The following is a 16,099-nucleotide window of genomic DNA, read 5'->3' as shown; positions in this document are numbered from 1 at the left end:
CGTACGGGCGGTGCGGACGCGCCCGTACGGGCGGTCAGTCCGCCGCCGGCTCCAGGAAGCCCTCCTCCACCAGCAGCCGGATCGCCTGCGGGGTGCGGTCCCGCAGCATCACCGGGTCCTCGCCGGTCAGCTGCCCGATCGCGTCGAGGATCCGGCCCGCGCTGAGCGTGCCGTCGCACACCCCCGCGAACCCGGCCCCGACGTGGTCGACCCGGGTGGCCCGCCGCATCCCGCGGTTCTGCCGCAGCACCACGTGCTCCGGGTCCTCGGCGCCGGGCAGTCCGACCTGCTCCTGCACGACCTCGGGCACCAGCCGGAACGCGTCGGCGAGCAGCGCCGCGTCGTCACGGGTGCGCAGGTAGTCCTGGCGGTCGAAGTGGGCCCGCACCGCGTCCCCGAGCGGCTGCTCGACCGGATGCGGCCACTCCTCGATCACGATCGACGGCTCGACCTCGCCGGCCTCGACCGCCGCCGATCTGCGCAGCGTGATCCAGCCGAAGCCGACCGCCTTCGTGCTGCGGGCCTCGAACTCCTCCAGCCAGCCCTCGTACCGCCGGGCGTACGCCTCGGGGTCCTCGCGGTGGTCGCCGCTGTCCCGCAGCCACAGCTCCGCGTACTGGGTGATGTCCTGCACCTCGCGCTGCACGATCCAGGCGTCGCAGCCGCGCGGCACCCAGGACCGCAGCCGGTCCTGCCACGGCTCGCCCTCGACGTGCTGCCAGTTGGCGAGGAACTGCGCGTAACCGCCGTCGTTCAGCCGGGCGCCGGCCTGCTGGACCAGCGTGCGGCACAGGTCGTCGCCGCCCATGCCGCCGTCGCGGTAGGTCAGACGGGCGCCGGGGGAGATGACGAACGGCGGGTTGGAGACGATCAGGTCGAAGGTCTCGCCGTCGACCGGCTCGAACAGCGAGCCCTCCAGGAGTCTCGCCTCGTGCGCCCCGGAGAGCGCGAGGGTCAGCCGGGTGAAGCCGAGGGCCCGCGGGTTGAGGTCGGTGGCGGTGAGCCGGGTGGCGTGCTGGGAGGCGTGCAGCGCCTGGATGCCGGAGCCCGTGCCGATGTCGAGCGCCGAGGCCACCGGCGTACGGACCGTGATGCCGGCGAGCGTGGTGGAGGCCCCGCCGACGCCGAGCACGACCCCTTCGTCCTTCTTCCCGATGCCGCCGGCTCCGCCGACCGCGCAGCCGAGGTCGGAGACGATGAACCAGTCCTGCCCCTCGGGCCCGCCGTACGGCCGTACGTCCACGGCCGCGGCGACCTCCTCGCCGGCCGCGCCGGGGGCCCGGACCAGCCAGCCGTCGGCGAGGGCCTCCTCCAGCGGCAGCGCGGCGGAGGCCCGTTCGACGGGGACGGAACGCTGCAGCAGGAAGAGCCGGACGAGGCTCTCCAGCGGGCTGTCGCCGCGAGTGGCGCGCAGCGCGGGCACGGTCTCGCTGCGGGCCAGCGCGGCGTAGGCGGGGGCGCCGAGCAGCTCGAGCAGGCCGTCGGCGGTGAAGTCGGCGGCGAGGAGCGCGTCACGGAGGCGGCCGGCCCGCTCGGGCGCGGGGAGGCCGGGGATCTGACCGGGGGTCTGGCTGGTCGTACTCACCACCCCATTGTGACCGCCGCCACCGACAATCCCGCCAGGCGGGACCGCCGGTGGCGGCGACGCACGACCTACGGCGTACGGCTTCGGCCTACGGCTCGGGCGTACGCCTTCGACTTGCGGCGTGGGCGTACGCCTTCGGCTGTGACTTCCGCTCAGGACTTCGGCTTCGCCGACGCCGAGGCCGACGCGGACGCGGAGGGCTTCGAGGACGCCGGCGCGCCGGGCTTGGCGCTCGGGGAGCCGGACGGCTGGGGCGCGGCCGACGGCGTCACCTTCTGGCAGCCCGGCTGCTTGGCCATGGCGGTGCCGAGTTCGCCGGACTGCAGCTTGGCCAGCGCGTCCTGGTCCATCTTCTCGATCTTCTTCAGACCGTCGGCGACGCCCTGCAGCCCGTCCGCGAACTTCTGCTGGTTGTTCGGGTCGAGCGCGTCGACCTGCTTCTTCAGGTTCTCGTACGCGAGGGCGGTGGCGTTGAGTTCCTTCACCGCTTCCTGCTGGAGCTTGTCGCCGTTCTCGACCGGCGGTGCGCCGGCGCCCTGAACGGCCTTGGCCAGCGCGCGGTCGGCGTCGGCGATGTCCTGGAAGGCCTTCGAGTCGGCGGCCTGGATGTCGGCGGGCTTGCCGTCCGCCGCGGTCGAGATGATGACCTGCTGGGCGTTGGCGCGCTTCTGCAACTGGGGCTTGGCCTGGTCGCACACCGTCTTGGCCCAGGCGTTCACCTTGTCCGCGTCGCCGTCGTCGCTGCAGCCCGACAGCGCCAGCATCAGTACCGCACCACCGGACAGCGCGGCCGCAAGCTTCTTGTTCACGATCGGTCCCTTCCAAGGCTCTCGGCCCGGAACATACACGCCGATCGGGGGACATCCACCTTTCGTGGGACCGGTCTCTCCCTCATTGCAGCCATTTGCACCAGGCGCGAGGGGGCGGACGACACGTCAGAACGCGTCGCCCGCCCACTGTCTGACCAGGTGTTACGACACCACCGCGGGATCGGCCGCGCCGGAGCCGCGTTCGGCGGTGTTGTCCTCGTCACCCATGGCCACCGTGCGGCGCTTGGAGACGTACACCGCGGCGACGATGACGAGCCCCGCGAGCACGGCGATCGTCGCCCGCAGTGCCGGGCTCGCGTCGTCGCCGTAGCTGAACTGCACCACGGCGGGCGCGATCAGCAGCGCGACCAGGTTCATGACCTTGAGCAGCGGGTTGATGGCCGGGCCCGCCGTGTCCTTGAACGGGTCGCCGACCGTGTCGCCGATCACCGTCGCGGCGTGGGCGTCGCTGCCCTTGCCGCCGTGGTGACCGTCCTCGACCAGCTTCTTCGCGTTGTCCCACGCGCCGCCGGAGTTGGCGAGGAAGACGGCCATCAGCGTGCCGGTGCCGATCGCGCCCGCGAGGTACGAGCCGAGGGCGCCGACGCCCAGCGTGAAGCCGACCGCGATCGGGGCCATCACGGCGAGCAGGCCCGGGGTGGCGAGTTCGCGCAGCGCGTCCTTGGTGCAGATGTCGACGACGCGGCCGTACTCGGGCTTCTCGCTGTAGTCCATGATCCCGGGGTGCTCGCGGAACTGGCGGCGCACCTCGAAGACCACGGCGCCGGCCGACCGCGAGACCGCGTTGATCGCCAGGCCGGAGAAGAGGAACACCACCGCCGCGCCGAGGACCAGGCCGACGAGGTTGTTGGGCTGGGAGATGTCCATCGACAGGTTCATTCCGGAGGCCCTCGCGCCGACGTCCGCGACCGCCGAGGCGATCGCGTCCCGGTACGAGCCGAAGAGCGCCGCCGCCGCCAGGACGGCGGTGGCGATGGCGATGCCCTTGGTGATGGCCTTGGTGGTGTTGCCGACGGCGTCGAGGTCGGTGAGGACCTGCGCCCCGGCGCCCTCGACGTCCCCGGACATCTCGGCGATGCCCTGGGCGTTGTCGGAGACCGGGCCGAAGGTGTCCATGGCGACGATGACGCCGACCGTGGTGAGCAGGCCGGTGCCGGCCAGCGCCACCGCGAACAGCGCCAGCATGATCGACACGCCGCCGAGCAGGAACGCGCCGTAGACGGCCAGGCCGATGAGCAGCGCGGTGTAGACGGCGGACTCCAGGCCGATGGAGATGCCGGCGAGGACGACGGTGGCGGGGCCGGTGAGCGAGGACTTGCCGATGTCCCGGACGGGGCGCCGGCTGGTCTCGGTGAAGTAGCCGGTGAGCTGCTGGATCAGGGCGGCGAGGACGATGCCGATGGCGACGGCGACCAGGGCGAGGATCCGCGGGTCGCCGTCGTGCGCGAGGACGCTCCGGTCGGTGACGCCGTCGAGGTCCGCGTACGAGGACGGCAGGTAGGCGAAGACCGCCGCGGCGACGAGGACGAGCGAGATCACCGCGGAGATGAAGAAGCCGCGGTTGATCGCGGACATGCCGCTGCGGTCGGCGCGCCGCGGGGCGACCGCGAAGATGCCGATCATCGCGGTGACCACGCCGATCGCCGGGACGATCAGCGGGAACGCGAGCCCCAGATCGCCGAAGGCTGCCTTGCCGAGGATGAGCGCCGCGACGAGCGTCACGGCGTACGACTCGAAGAGGTCGGCGGCCATGCCGGCGCAGTCGCCGACGTTGTCGCCCACGTTGTCCGCGATGGTGGCGGCGTTGCGCGGGTCGTCCTCGGGGATGCCCTGCTCGACCTTGCCGACCAGGTCGGCGCCGACGTCGGCGGCCTTGGTGAAGATGCCGCCGCCGACGCGCATGAACATCGCGATCAGCGCGGCTCCGAGGCCGAAGCCCTCCAGGACCTTGGGTGCGTCGGCGGCGTAGACCAGGACGACGCAGGAGGCGCCGAGCAGGCCGAGGCCGACGGTGAACATGCCGACGACACCGCCGGTGCGGAAAGCGATCTTCATCGCCTTGTGGGCGACGGCCGTCAGATCCTTTTCCGGTCCGTCCTCCGCCGGAGTCGCCTCGCGGGCGGCGGCGGCCACCCGCACATTCGCCCGTACGGCGAGCCGCATGCCGATGTATCCGGTGGCCGCCGAGAAAAGCGCGCCCACCAGGAAGAACAGCGAGCGGCCGAGCCGCTGCGACCAGTTGTCGGCCGGCAACAGCATCAACAGGAAGAACACGACGACGGCGAAGATCCCGAGCGTACGCAGCTGCCGGGCCAGATACGCGTTCGCGCCTTCCTGCACGGCGGCCGCGATCTTCTTCATCTTGTCCGTGCCCTCGCCGGCGGCCAGGACCTGGCGCACCAGCAGCTGGGCGACGAACAGGGCCGCCAGGGCGACGGCCGCGATGACGATCACGATGATCCGGTTCTCGTCCGTGAGTACCGCCGCGGCGAGAGGGGGGTGGTGGTCGATCAGTGAGGGAGAGAAGAGCCCCGTCATTCGTCCTCCTTGACGCTCAGAGCTCAAGATGTGGACGGATTGTAGGGAGCGGAACCCGATCAAAACAGGGCGCCGCAAAACTCATCGGGCACTACCTGCACTTACCCATCAAAAGTAGTAATGGTGCTGAACCATTTGACACCGGTCGACGAACGGGAGAAACGACCAACGGGAGAAACGAAAAGAGGCCCTGCGCGGGCAGGGCCTCTTTTTCGGATCTTCCGTCGGGCGGGTCGGGCGGGTCGGGCGGGTCGGGCGGGTCGGCTCAGGGCATCGCGATCGCCGGGTTCGTCGGCCAGCTCATCCGAATGACCCCGCCCAGTTCGCCCGCGCGCACCTCGACGTCGTCGACGAGCCCGCTGATCACGGCGAGCCCCATCGAGTCCTCACCGTCCGCGTCGTCGTACTCCTCGGCCGGAGCCGAGGACCGGGCCCCGGGCACCCCCGCCGCATCGGCGGCGGCGACGCCCGCGCCCGGCACCTCGTCGCCGACCTCGATGGAGAACGACTTCTCCTCCTCGGTCAGCACGACGTGGATCGGAGCGGCCACACCGTTGCTGCGGTGCAGCCCGACGGCGCGCGAGCACGCCTCGCCGACGGCGAGCCTGACCTCGTCGAGGACCGCCTCGTCCACCCCGGCCCGGCGCGCCACCGCGGCCGCCACGAGACGGGCGGTGCGGACGTGCTCGGGCTGGGCGCTGAAGCGGAGTTCAACGGTGGCCATGCAAGTCCCCCTCGGCGAGGTCAGTCGGTGGCGTTGACGGCCTCGTCGACCGAGGTGTGGATCGGGAACACCTTGGTGAGGCCGGTGATCCGGAAGATCTTGAGAATGCGCTCCTGGTTGCAGACGAGACGGAGCGAGCCCTCGTGGGCACGCACGCGCTTCAGGCCGCCCACGAGCACGCCGAGACCGGTGGAGTCGAGGAAGTCCACGCCCTCCATGTCGACGACCAAGTGGTAGCTGCCGTCGTTCACCAACTCGACCAACTGCTCGCGCAGCTTGGGCGCGGTATACACATCAATCTCGCCGCCGACCTCGACGACCGTACGGTCGCCGGTGGGTCCAGGCACGGTTCGAGTCGACAGGGACAGGTCCACGGATCCTCCAGCACCTTGCTATCGAGCGGTCGCCCCATGGGGCTCCCCGGCGGAGCCAGGGGACAGATCGCCAGCCGCGATGGCATTCAATCACTTACCAGCAGCCATGCACGACGCCTTGGGAGCATTGTCCGTCACGCCAGTGACACACTCGGTGCCGATGGCCAGGAATCACCGCCCCAGCAGGCGCGCGGAGATCGGGGGAACACGCCCCTCTCCCCGCGCGGTCCTCGACCGGCTCACCGCTACGGAGAGCCGGGCCGCGCGCATCACTCATACGGAGCACTTGCCCCCGAGAGCGGGTCGTCATGCAGTCTGGCCGCACCGCATCCGCCCGGAAGTGATCCGCGCCGTCCAGGACGCCGGGATCGAGCACCCCTGGGCCCACCAGGCCGAGGCAGCCGAGCTCGCCCTCGACGGCACGTCCGTCGTGATCGCCACCGGCACCGCGTCCGGAAAGTCCCTGGCGTATCTCGCGCCCGTCCTGTCCACCCTGCTCGACGGCTCCGAGGCCGCGAACGGCCGCGGGACCACCGCGCTCTACCTCGCCCCCACCAAGGCCCTCGCCGCCGACCAGCGCCGCTCCGTGCGGCAGCTGGCCGCCCCGCTCGGCAACCGGATCCGGCCCGCCGTCTACGACGGCGACACGCCGGTCGAGGAGCGCGAATGGGTCCGGCAGTACGCGAACTACGTGCTGACCAACCCGGACATGCTGCACCGCGGCATCCTGCCCTCCCACCCCAAGTGGTCCTCCTTCCTGCGCTCGCTGCGCTACGTCGTCATCGACGAGTGCCACACCTACCGGGGCGTCTTCGGCTCGCACGTCGCCCAGGTGCTGCGCCGGCTGCGCCGCGTCTGCGCCCGGTACGGCGCCGACCCCGTGTTCCTGCTCGCCTCCGCCACCGCCGCCGAGCCCGCCCTGGCCGCGGGCCGGCTGACCGGGCTGCCCGTGTCCGAGGTCGCCGACGACGCCTCCCCACGCGGCGAACTGGTCTTCGCCCTGTGGGAGCCGCCGCTCACCGAGCTGCACGGCGAGCACGGCGCCCCGGTCCGCCGCACCGCCACCGCCGAGACCGCCGACCTCCTCACCGATCTGACCGTGCAGGGCATCCGCTCGGTCGCCTTCGTCCGCTCCCGGCGCGGAGCGGAGCTCATCTCCGTGATCGCCCAGGAGCGCCTCGCCGAGGTCGACCGCTCCCTGGCCCGGCGGGTCGCCGCCTACCGGGGCGGCTACCTCCCCGAGGAGCGCCGCGCCCTGGAGCAGGCACTGCACTCGGGCGAGCTCCTGGGCCTGGCCGCCACCACCGCCCTGGAGCTGGGCATCGACGTGTCGGGCCTGGACGCCGTGGTCATCGCCGGCTACCCGGGCACCCGGGCCTCGCTGTGGCAGCAGGCCGGCCGGGCGGGCCGCTCCGGCGAGGGCGCCCTCGCCGTCCTGGTCGCCCGCGACGACCCGCTGGACACGTATCTCGTCCACCATCCCGAGGCCCTGTTCCGGCGGCCGGTCGAGTCGACCGTCCTGGACCCCGACAACCCGTACGTCCTCGCCCCCCATCTGTGCGCCGCGGCCGCCGAGCTGCCGCTCACCAAGGCCGACCTGACCCTGTTCGGGCCCGCCGCGGCCGGGCTGATGCCCCAGCTGGAGGCCGCGGGCCTGCTGCGCCGGCGCGCCGGCGGCTGGTACTGGACCCGGCGCGAGCGGGCCGCCGACCTCGCCGACATCCGGGGCGGCGGCGGCAGTCCGGTACGGATCGTCGAGGCGGGCACCGGCCGGCTGCTCGGCACCGTCGACGAGGCCGCCTCGCACGCCTCCGTCCACGAGGGGGCCGTCCACCTCCACCAGGGCCGTACGTACCTGGTGAGGGAGCTGGACCTGGAGGAGTCCGTGGCCCTGGTCGAGGAGGCGAACCCGCCGTACTCCACCGTCGCCCGCGACACCACCTCCATCTCCGTGCTGGACACCGACGTCGAGATCCCCTGGGGCGCCGGCCGGCTCTGCTACGGCTCCGTCGAGGTCACCAACCAGGTGGTCTCCTTCCTCCGCCGCCGGCTGATCACCGGCGAGGTGCTCGGCGAGGCCAAGCTCGATCTGCCGCCGCGCACCCTGCGCACGCGCGCCGTGTGGTGGACGGTCACCGAGGACCAGCTCGACGCCGCCCGGATCACCCCGGAGATCCTCGGCGGCGCGCTGCACGCCGCCGAGCACGCGTCCATCGGCATGCTGCCGCTGTTCGCCACCTGCGACCGCTGGGACATCGGCGGGGTCTCCGTCCCGCTCCACCCGGACACCCTGCTGCCGACGGTCTTCGTGTACGACGGCCATCCGGGGGGTGCGGGCTTCGCCGAGCGGGCCTTCCACACCGCCCGCGCCTGGCTGGCGGCCACGCGCGAGGCCATCGCGTCCTGCGAGTGCGAGGCGGGCTGCCCCTCCTGCATCCAGTCCCCCAAGTGCGGCAACGGCAACGACCCCCTCCACAAGCGCGGCGCGGTCCGGCTCCTCACGGAACTCCTCCGGGGCGCTCCGGAGGACGAGGAGTCCCCAGAGGAGCCGGAGGTCCCGGAGCGCGCCCCGGAGGCTCCCGCGGCCCTGGAGGCTCCGCCGAGGGAGGACCCGCGGCAGGAGGGCCCGAGGCCGGAGGAACCGCGGCCGGAGGGCCCGGAATGGGGAGGCCCGGGTGCGGGGCCGCCGTCGGAGGCCCCGCCCGGGCCCTGACCTCCGGCGCGTACGGCCCGAAGCGCGCCCGGGCGGTCACGTCCGCGACGTCGCCGCGCACCGAGCACCGCACGACCTCCGCCTCCTGACCGGCGGCCACCCGTGCCGCCGCGGCGCAGGCGTCGGCCTCGCCCCACAGCGCCCGGTCCGCGGCGGCCAGCGCCGCCAGGTCGGCGGCCCCGCCCGCGCGGTGCCGTGCGGCGACGGCCTGCACGAGCAGCAGCACGGCGCCGAACACCGCGCACAGCGCGCAGGCCGCGAACGCCGTCCAGACGGTCGCCAGGCCCCGGTCGCCCCTCATGGCTCCACCCCCACGGTGTCCTCGGCGAGCGCGGCGGCCTCGGCGCTCAGGGTGAGTCCGAGACCGCCCGGTCCGGGCGCCGGCGCCCGGACCGTCACCCGCCACAGCTCCCCGGCCCGGATGACCGACACCGCGGCCCCTTCGGGCGCCGCCTGCCGGGCGACGGCCTCCGCGGCCGCCACCGGCTCCGAGCGGGCCGCGGCCCGGGCGCCGGCCCGTGCCGCGTCCACGCACTGGATCTGCGCGGCGGCCGCGCCCAGCGCCCAGAGCAGGGCGGCGGCGAAGGCCACGAGCGCGGGCAGCGCCGTCGCCGCCTCCGCGGTCACCGACCCTCTGTCAGAACTGCGCATCGAGCGCCTTCCCGATCACCGCTTCGAGGGCCTTCGAGACGGGCCCGCTCGTGACGATCTTGTAGAGCACCGTCCCGAACATGGCCGTGGCGATGGTGCCCATCGCGTACTCGGCCGTCGTCATCCCTCGGTCCTGCCGCCGCCGGAGCGCCTCCAGCCGGCGCTTCGACCACTTCCGGATCGACCACTTCCAGTCTCGTGCGTACACACCAACCCCCTTGTCACGTATGTCTTTTGCGTCTCATGCCATGCTTTATGGCTCTTGCCATGTGCTGTGCGCGGTCAGCCGCGCAGGAGCCCGCCCAGGAGCCCGATGACCACCGGGGCCACGCCCAGCGCCAGGAAGGCGGGCAGGAAGCAGAGCCCGACCGGCGCGGTGATCAGCACCTGGGCCCGCTGAGCGCGGGCCTCGGCCTCACGGGCGCGGGCGTTCCGCAGCCCGGAGGCGAGCCGCGCGACCGCGTCGGCGGCAGGCGCTCCCGAGGACCCGGCCCGCTCCAGACAGCGGGCGAGACCCTCGGCTCCCGGTATCGCGCCGAACCTCCGCCACACGTCGGTCGGTTCGCCGCCGAGTCTCAGCTCGGCGGCCGTGCGCAGCAGCGCCGCGCCCACCGGCCCGTCCAGCGAGCGTCCGACCGCCTCGGCCGCCTGCCCCGGCCCCGCGCCCGCCGAGACGCACGCGGCCAACAGATCTGCCGCGAGGGGAAGTTGCCGAACCGCGTCCTCACCGCGATCCGCCGGGGGCCGACGGGCCCGCCAGTGCCGCAGCCCGTATCCGGCGGCGACGCCCACCAGGCATCCCGCGAGTCCGCCGATGACCACCCAGCAGGCGAGCAGGGCGCCGAGGGGCGCGAGCCAGGACCGCGGCCACTCAGGACAGCCCGGTCGCCACCGTCCGCGGCGGTACTCGGCGACGAGCAGTTCCGCGACCCGTTGCCGGGTCCGCCGTTCGCGGCGGCGGCGCGCCACCGCCGTCACGGCCCACCACAGCCCGGCCAGGACGGCGGCCGCCGTCCCCAGCCTGTGGACGAGCTCGACCGGCCATGCGCTCATGCCGCCTCCCCCTTGCGCACGATCCACGTCGCCCACCGCAGCCCCGCGCACTGCAGCAACACCCCGATCACGAGGCACGCGAGGCCGGCGGGTGTGTGCAGCAGCACCCGCAGCGGGTTGGCGCCCATCGCCGTCCCCAACAGCAGTCCCACCGCGGGCAGCGCCGCGAGCACCGCGACGGTGGCCCAGGTCCCGGCCAGCTGGGCGCGCAGCCGCTCTCTGCGGTCGCGGGCACCGCACAGCGCGGACTCCAGCCGGTCGACGCCCGAGGCCAGGCCCGCGCCGCCGTCCACCGCCACCTGCCAGCACGCCGCGAGCCCGGCCAGCCCCTCGGCTCCTTCCCGGTTCGCCGCCCGCCGCAGCGCTTCGGGCACGTCCCCGCCGAACCTGGCCGCGGCCAGGACCTCCGCCTCGTCCGGGCCCAGCCCGCCGGTCGAGGCGGCCGCGAAGCAGAGCGCCGGTCCGGGCTGCCGGCCCGCGCGCAGTTCGCCCGCGAGCGTCCCGCAGAGGGCGGCCACCGCGTCCTGGCGCGCCTCGTGCTCCTTCCTGAGCCGTGCCGCGCGCAGCCGGCGCCGCGCGAGCGGCACGGCGAGGGCCCCGGCCACCAGCGGCACCGGCGACCCGCCGAGGACGGCGAGCACCCCCGCCGCCACGAGGCAGAACCATTCCGGCCGCGTCCTGAGCGCCGCCCACCACCGCAGCACGCTCCCGGCCCACCGGGGCGCGTCGTGCGGCAGGCCGCCCTCGGCGCCCCCGCCCGCCAGCACCAGCCTGGCCCTGCGCAGCCCGCGCCGCCGCCCGTCCACGACGAGCCAGGCGGCCACGACCGCGCACCCGAGCGCCGCGCTCATGGCGGGGGCCGGCTGCCCGGTCAGCACGCCGCACCTCCCGCGGTCAGCGACCGCAGCCGCTCCCACCCGCGTTCCCGTACGAAGCCGTCCTCGGCCCACCTCAGGGCCGGCACGGTCAGCACCAGGCCGGCCGCGTCCCGTTCCAGTACGTGCACCTCGGCGATCCGCCGGCGCCCCGCCGCGTCGCGGACCAGGTGGAGCACGACGGACAGCGCCGCGCCCAGCTGACTGTGCAGGGCGGCGCGGTCGAGTCCGGCGGCCGTCCCGAGCGCTTCGAGGCGGGCGGGCACGTCCGCGGCGGTGTTGGCGTGCACCGTGCCGCAGCCGCTGTGCCCCGTGTTCAGCGCGGCCAGCAGATCCACCGCCTCGCCGCCGCGGACCTCGCCGACGACGAGCCGGTCCGGCCGCATCCGCAGCGCCTGCCGTACGAGGTCCCGCAGGGTCACCAGGCCCGCGCCCTCCTGGTTGGCGGGCCGGGCCTCCAGCCGGACCACGTGCGGGTGGTCAGGCCGCAGTTCGGCCGAGTCCTCGGCGAGCACGATGCGCTCGCGCGCGCCGACCAGGCCGAGCAGCGCCGCCAGGAGCGTCGTCTTCCCCGAGCCCGTACCGCCGCTGATCAGGAACGAGACCCGCCCCTCGACCAGGGCGCGCAGTACCCGCTCGCCGCCGGGCGGCACGGTGCCCGCCGCGGCCAGTTCGGCCAGCGTGAACGCCCGGGGCCGCACGACGCGCAGGGACAGGCAGGCCGAGCCCACCGCGACGGGAGGCAGCACCGCGTGCATCCGTGTGCCGTCCGGGAGCCGGGCGTCCACCCAGGGCCGCGCGTCGTCCAGCCGCCGTCCGGCGACCGCGGCGAGCCGCTGGGCCAGCCGGCGTACCGCCTCGGCGTCGGCGAAGCGGACGTCGGCCGGTTCGAGTCCGGAGCCCCGGTCCACCCACACCGCGTCGGGCGCGGACACCAGCACGTCGGTCACCGACGGGTCGGCGAGCAGCGGCTCCAGCGGTCCCGTGCCGACCAGTTCGCAGCGCAGCTCCTCGGCCGCGCCGAGCACTTCCGCGTCGCCCAGCAGCCGACCCTGCGCGCGCAGAGCGGCGGCCACCCGCGCCGGTGTCGGTTCGGCGCCGCTCTCCGCGAGCCTGCGCCGGACCGCGTCGAGCAGTCGCGCCCCGCTCTGGGGCCCCGCGACCGCCGCCGCGCTCATGAGACACCGTCCGGGACCAGGGCCTGCTCCCAGAAGGCCGCGCAGAACCGGGCCAGCGGACCGCGGGCCGCCGCTCCGGGCGGCAGACCGGCGTCCAGCGCCGCCGCCAGCCCGGGGTCCAGCGGCAGTTCACCGGCGAGGGGCAGGCGCAGCGCCTGCGCGACCCACTGCTCGTCGAGCCCCGCCGCGTACGGGCCGCGGACCACCACGCGGAGGTCCCGCAGCACCATGCCGACCAGCGAGGAGACCCGGCCCGCCGCCGCGACCGCGCGCAGTTCGCCGGGGACGACCAGCAGGCCGAGGTCGAGCTGGGCCAGCGCCTCCGCCGCCGCCTCGTCGACCCGGCGCGGCAGGTCCACGACGACCACGCCGCCGCGCCTGCGCGCCGCCGCGAGGACGGACCGCATCGCGTCGGGCGGCACGGCCACCGAGTCGCCGCGGTCCCAGCTGAGCACTCGCAGTCCGCGCACCGCGGGCAGCGACTCCTCCAGCGCACCGCCGGCCACCCGCCCCTTCGAGGCGGCGAAGTCCGGCCAGCGCCGGCCCTCGGCGCGCTCGCCGCCGAGCAGCACGTCCAGGCCGCCGCCGAGCGGATCGCCGTCGACGAGGAGTGTCCGCCGCCCGGCGCGTGCGGCGGCCAGCGCCAGGCCGCAGGCCAGCGTCGAGGCGCCCGCCCCGCCGCTGCCGCCGATCACACCGACGGTCAGGGCCTGCCGCCCCACGCCCTCGGCGACGTCGGCGATCCGGTCGACCAGCCACCCCTCGGAATCCGGGAGCCGCAGCACTCCGTCCGCTCCCAGTTCCACCGCCTGCCGCCACACGTCGGGCCGGGGCTGCTCGCGGCCGACCAGCAGGACGCCCGAGCGGCGGGCGGCTCCCCGACAGCGCGCCGCCGCGTCGTCGCCGATCAGGACGAGCGGCGCGTCGTCCCAGCTCGTGCGGCGCTCGGGCACCGCGTGGTGGACCTCGGGCTCGGCGCCCGCGGCGGCGCACAACCGCAGCAGATCGTCGAGAAGGACCAGGTCCTCCGTCACGATCAGCGGTCCGGCCCGCCGTCCCTCGCCGGCCCGCGCCCGCTCGGCAGCGATGGTTCCGGTCATCGTCCACGCCCCTCTCCCCCGTGATCCCTTCCGCGCTTCGGTCGCGCGGGGCGAGATCCGTGATTCCTGTCGTCCGCGAACTTCGCGACAGGAATCACGATGGAGCGATCCCGGAAATAAAGTGGATCTTGCTCAAAAACTGTGGATAACTCGCCGGTTGTGAATATCCGCACCGCCCAAACAGGCGACTTCCGGAGCGCAGCCCATCGACTACGCTGAGTGATGCAGGCAGAACCGCGGATCGTCGCCGACGTGCGGCGGAGGGGAGGGCGTCATGGGCGGCTACGAGGCCGGAAAACGCGTCCGGACATGCGACGACCCCCGCCGGGGGGGAGAGCGGGGGTCGTCTCTCCGGCCGACTCGGGGGGGGAGGAGCCGGACCGGGTTAGCACGGTCGCGAACGATCCGTGACTTCCATGGTGTACCCGAGAGCCTTCTCAGGCAAACCCACGCGCCTCAGCGTACGCCGAATGGCTGCACCTATGCTCTGGCTCGTGGAAAACCACTCGTTGCCGCGCACAGCTGCCTTCTTTGACCTGGACAAGACGGTCATTGCGAAGTCGTCGACGCTGACCTTCAGCAAGTCCTTCTACCAAGGCGGGCTGATCAACCGCCGCGCCGTCCTGCGGACGGCCTACATCCAGTTCGTCTTCCTCGTGGGCGGCGCCGACCACGACCAGATGGAGCGGATGCGCCAATATCTCTCGGCGCTCTGCAAGGGCTGGAACGTCGCGCAGGTCAAGGAGCTCGTCGCCGAGACCCTGCACGACCTGATCGACCCGATCATCTACGACGAGGCCGCCTCCCTCATCGAGGAGCACCACGCCGCCGGCCGGGACGTGGTGATCGTCTCCACCTCCGGCGCCGAGGTCGTGGAGCCGATCGGCGAGATGCTCGGCGCCGACCGGGTCGTCGCCACCCGCATGGTCGTCGGCGACGACGGCTGCTTCACCGGGGAGGTGGAGTACTACGCCTACGGCCCCACGAAGGCGGAGGCGGTCCGGGAGCTCGCGGAGTCGGAGGGGTACGACCTCTCGCGCTGCTACGCGTACAGCGACTCGGCGACCGACATCCCCATGCTGGAGGCCGTCGGCCATCCGTACGCCGTCAACCCGGACCGGGCCCTGCGCCGCGAGGCGACCGCCCGGGACTGGCCGATCCTGGTCTTCAGCCGACCCGTCCGGCTCAAGCAGCGGCTGCCGGAGTTCAGGATGCCGCCGCGGCCCACCCTGCTGGCCGCCGCGGCCGTGGGCGCGGCCGTCGCCACGGCGGGTCTCGTCTGGTACGCCAGCCGCCGGCGCCAGGCCAGAAAGGCGAGCCTGCCCATGTGACCGCTTTGCCCGGACATAGGGCCAATGGCAAAGAAGTGGAACTTAGGGCTTCCGCTTCCCATTCGGGAGAGGTACAAAGGAATCAGGCCCGCGAGACCTAGGACATCCGAGAGGATCACCTGTTGAGCATGAAGGCCCCACGGACCTGAGCACAGAAGTCCGGCACCCACGCGACGTCGACCCGTCGATTACGGGCCAGCCGCACCAGGCACAGGGCAAAGATCCCCGCCTGATGGGCACTTATCGAGGACGCTTGGTAACTGGGCAGACGTGCCAGCGGCGGTACCGAAGGACCGGTACCGCCGCAACCCTTTCCGGGGAGATGTCAGGCCGCGCCGCGCTGCAGCGCCTCGCAGACCGCGGTCGACTCCCGGACGCCCAGCTCGACCGAGCGCCCGCAGTGCGCGATCCAGGACGCCATGCCCTCGGCGGTCCCTGAGAGATAGCCCTCGAAAGCCTTCAGGTACGCCTCCGCACCCTGCTCCGCGTGCCCCACCTCCGCCGGGCAGATCGCCTTCGGGTCCAGGCCGCTGCCGATCAGCACGATCCGCTCCGCCGTCCGCGCGATCAGCCCGTTGTACGAGGTGAAGGGACGCAGCGCCAGCAGCTCGCCGTGCACCACCGCCGCCGTCACCAGCGCGGGAGCGTCCCCGCCCGCGATGATCAGCCGCGAGAGGCCGTCCAGCCGGCCCTCGACCTCCGCCGCGCCCGGCAGCGGGGCCTCGACCAGCGGCTCCTCCACCGCCTCGCCGTCCCGGCGCGGGCGGCCGGTCGAGTCGGTCGGCTCACCGGAGGCGACCAGGTGCAGCCGGGCCAGCACCCGCAGCGGCGACTGCCGCCAGATCGAGAGCAGCTGACCGGCCTCGGAGCCCAGGCGCAGCGCGGCGCCGACGACCCTGGCCTCCGCGTCTCCGCTGAAGTCGGTGCGCCGGCGGACCTCCTCCAGCGCCCAGTCGGCGCCGGACAGCGCGGCCGAGCCGCGAGCCCCGCGCAGCGCCGCCTCCGCGGTGATCTCGGTGCTGCGGCGCCGCATGATGCGGTGCCCGTAGACGCGGTCGACGGCCTTGCGTACGGAGTCCACCGAGTCGGCGACGCCCGGCAGGGAGGCGAGGGCGGCCAGGGGGTCAGAGGCGTGCGTACTCATAGG

At 73.8% G+C, this 16,099-nt stretch carries 14 protein-coding genes and 1 pseudogene; 2 read left to right on the top strand and 13 right to left on the bottom strand.

The window, feature by feature from the left end; genetic code table 11:
* Positions 1-34 precede the first annotated feature (34 nt).
* The 5 genes from ACNJ93_RS17470 to bldG all read right to left on the bottom strand — a co-directional run bounded on the left by ACNJ93_RS17470 (position 35) and on the right by bldG (position 6,051).
* The gene (locus tag ACNJ93_RS17470) at positions 35-1,585 is read right to left on the bottom strand and encodes a DUF7059 domain-containing protein (protein WP_418958329.1); all 1,551 of its coding nucleotides are present in this window, start codon (positions 1,583-1,585) and stop codon (positions 35-37) included.
* Between the two features lie 152 nt (positions 1,586-1,737).
* Complete coding sequence (locus ACNJ93_RS17465) at positions 1,738-2,394, bottom strand: small secreted protein (RefSeq protein ID WP_418958328.1); 657 nt, start codon at positions 2,392-2,394, stop codon at positions 1,738-1,740.
* 162 nt (positions 2,395-2,556) lie between these two features.
* Positions 2,557-4,953 (bottom strand): sodium-translocating pyrophosphatase, encoded by a 2,397-nt coding sequence (locus ACNJ93_RS17460; protein WP_418958327.1) that lies wholly within the window; start codon positions 4,951-4,953, stop codon positions 2,557-2,559.
* A gap of 265 nt (positions 4,954-5,218) precedes the next feature.
* Positions 5,219-5,677: an ATP-binding protein gene (locus ACNJ93_RS17455; protein WP_418958326.1), complete on the bottom strand. Its 459-nt coding sequence runs from the start codon at positions 5,675-5,677 to the stop codon at positions 5,219-5,221.
* 20 nt (positions 5,678-5,697) lie between these two features.
* Positions 5,698-6,051: an anti-sigma factor antagonist BldG gene (gene bldG, locus ACNJ93_RS17450; protein ID WP_393645297.1), complete on the bottom strand. Its 354-nt coding sequence runs from the start codon at positions 6,049-6,051 to the stop codon at positions 5,698-5,700.
* Between the two features lie 79 nt (positions 6,052-6,130).
* Here bldG and ACNJ93_RS17445 point away from each other — a divergent pair, with 79 nt between their 5' ends.
* Positions 6,131-8,764: a DEAD/DEAH box helicase gene (locus tag ACNJ93_RS17445; RefSeq protein ID WP_418958325.1), complete on the top strand. Its 2,634-nt coding sequence runs from the start codon at positions 6,131-6,133 to the stop codon at positions 8,762-8,764.
* 40 nt (positions 8,765-8,804) lie between these two features.
* Here the strand turns inward: ACNJ93_RS17445 and ACNJ93_RS17440 are convergent.
* The 7 genes and pseudogenes from ACNJ93_RS17440 to ssd form a co-directional block, all read right to left on the bottom strand.
* Positions 8,805-9,065 (bottom strand): annotated as a pseudogene (locus ACNJ93_RS17440) (Rv3654c family TadE-like protein); the annotation flags it as partial.
* On the bottom strand, positions 9,062-9,415 hold the full coding sequence (locus tag ACNJ93_RS17435; RefSeq protein ID WP_418958324.1) for a TadE family type IV pilus minor pilin: 354 nt from the start codon (positions 9,413-9,415) through the stop codon (positions 9,062-9,064). The gene ACNJ93_RS17435 and the pseudogene ACNJ93_RS17440, both read right to left, overlap by 4 nt.
* Entirely contained in the window at positions 9,402-9,623 is a 222-nt protein-coding gene (locus ACNJ93_RS17430; protein ID WP_418958323.1) for a DUF4244 domain-containing protein, read from the bottom strand. The genes ACNJ93_RS17435 and ACNJ93_RS17430 overlap by 14 nt, the downstream gene beginning before the upstream one ends.
* A 74-nt stretch (positions 9,624-9,697) precedes the next feature.
* On the bottom strand, positions 9,698-10,468 hold the full coding sequence (locus tag ACNJ93_RS17425; RefSeq protein ID WP_418958322.1) for a type II secretion system F family protein: 771 nt from the start codon (positions 10,466-10,468) through the stop codon (positions 9,698-9,700).
* Positions 10,465-11,319: a type II secretion system F family protein gene (locus tag ACNJ93_RS17420; RefSeq protein WP_418961442.1), complete on the bottom strand. Its 855-nt coding sequence runs from the start codon at positions 11,317-11,319 to the stop codon at positions 10,465-10,467. The genes ACNJ93_RS17425 and ACNJ93_RS17420 overlap by 4 nt, the downstream gene beginning before the upstream one ends.
* Before the next feature lie 20 nt (positions 11,320-11,339).
* A complete protein-coding gene (locus tag ACNJ93_RS17415; RefSeq protein WP_418958321.1) occupies positions 11,340-12,521 on the bottom strand; it encodes a TadA family conjugal transfer-associated ATPase in 1,182 nt (393 codons plus the stop codon).
* Positions 12,518-13,621, bottom strand: a complete 1,104-nt coding sequence (gene ssd / locus ACNJ93_RS17410) for a septum site-determining protein Ssd (RefSeq protein WP_418958320.1) — start codon at positions 13,619-13,621, stop codon at positions 12,518-12,520. The genes ACNJ93_RS17415 and ssd overlap by 4 nt, the downstream gene beginning before the upstream one ends.
* A gap of 482 nt (positions 13,622-14,103) precedes the next feature.
* Here ssd and ACNJ93_RS17405 point away from each other — a divergent pair, with 482 nt between their 5' ends.
* Positions 14,104-14,952, top strand: a complete 849-nt coding sequence (locus ACNJ93_RS17405; RefSeq protein ID WP_418961441.1) for an HAD family hydrolase — start codon at positions 14,104-14,106, stop codon at positions 14,950-14,952.
* A 325-nt stretch (positions 14,953-15,277) separates the two neighbouring features.
* Here ACNJ93_RS17405 and ACNJ93_RS17400 read toward each other — a convergent pair whose 3' ends face one another.
* A complete protein-coding gene (locus ACNJ93_RS17400) occupies positions 15,278-16,096 on the bottom strand; it encodes an oxidoreductase (RefSeq protein WP_418958319.1) in 819 nt (272 codons plus the stop codon).
* Between the last annotated feature and the right edge of the window lie 3 nt (positions 16,097-16,099).

Origin of the sequence: Streptomyces tritici (assembly GCF_048500665.1) — a bacterium.
Lineage (GTDB): Bacteria > Actinomycetota > Actinomycetes > Streptomycetales > Streptomycetaceae > Streptomyces > Streptomyces tritici.
Note: the sequence above shows the minus strand (reverse complement) of the source record. Positions and strands in the feature narration are given on the sequence as shown.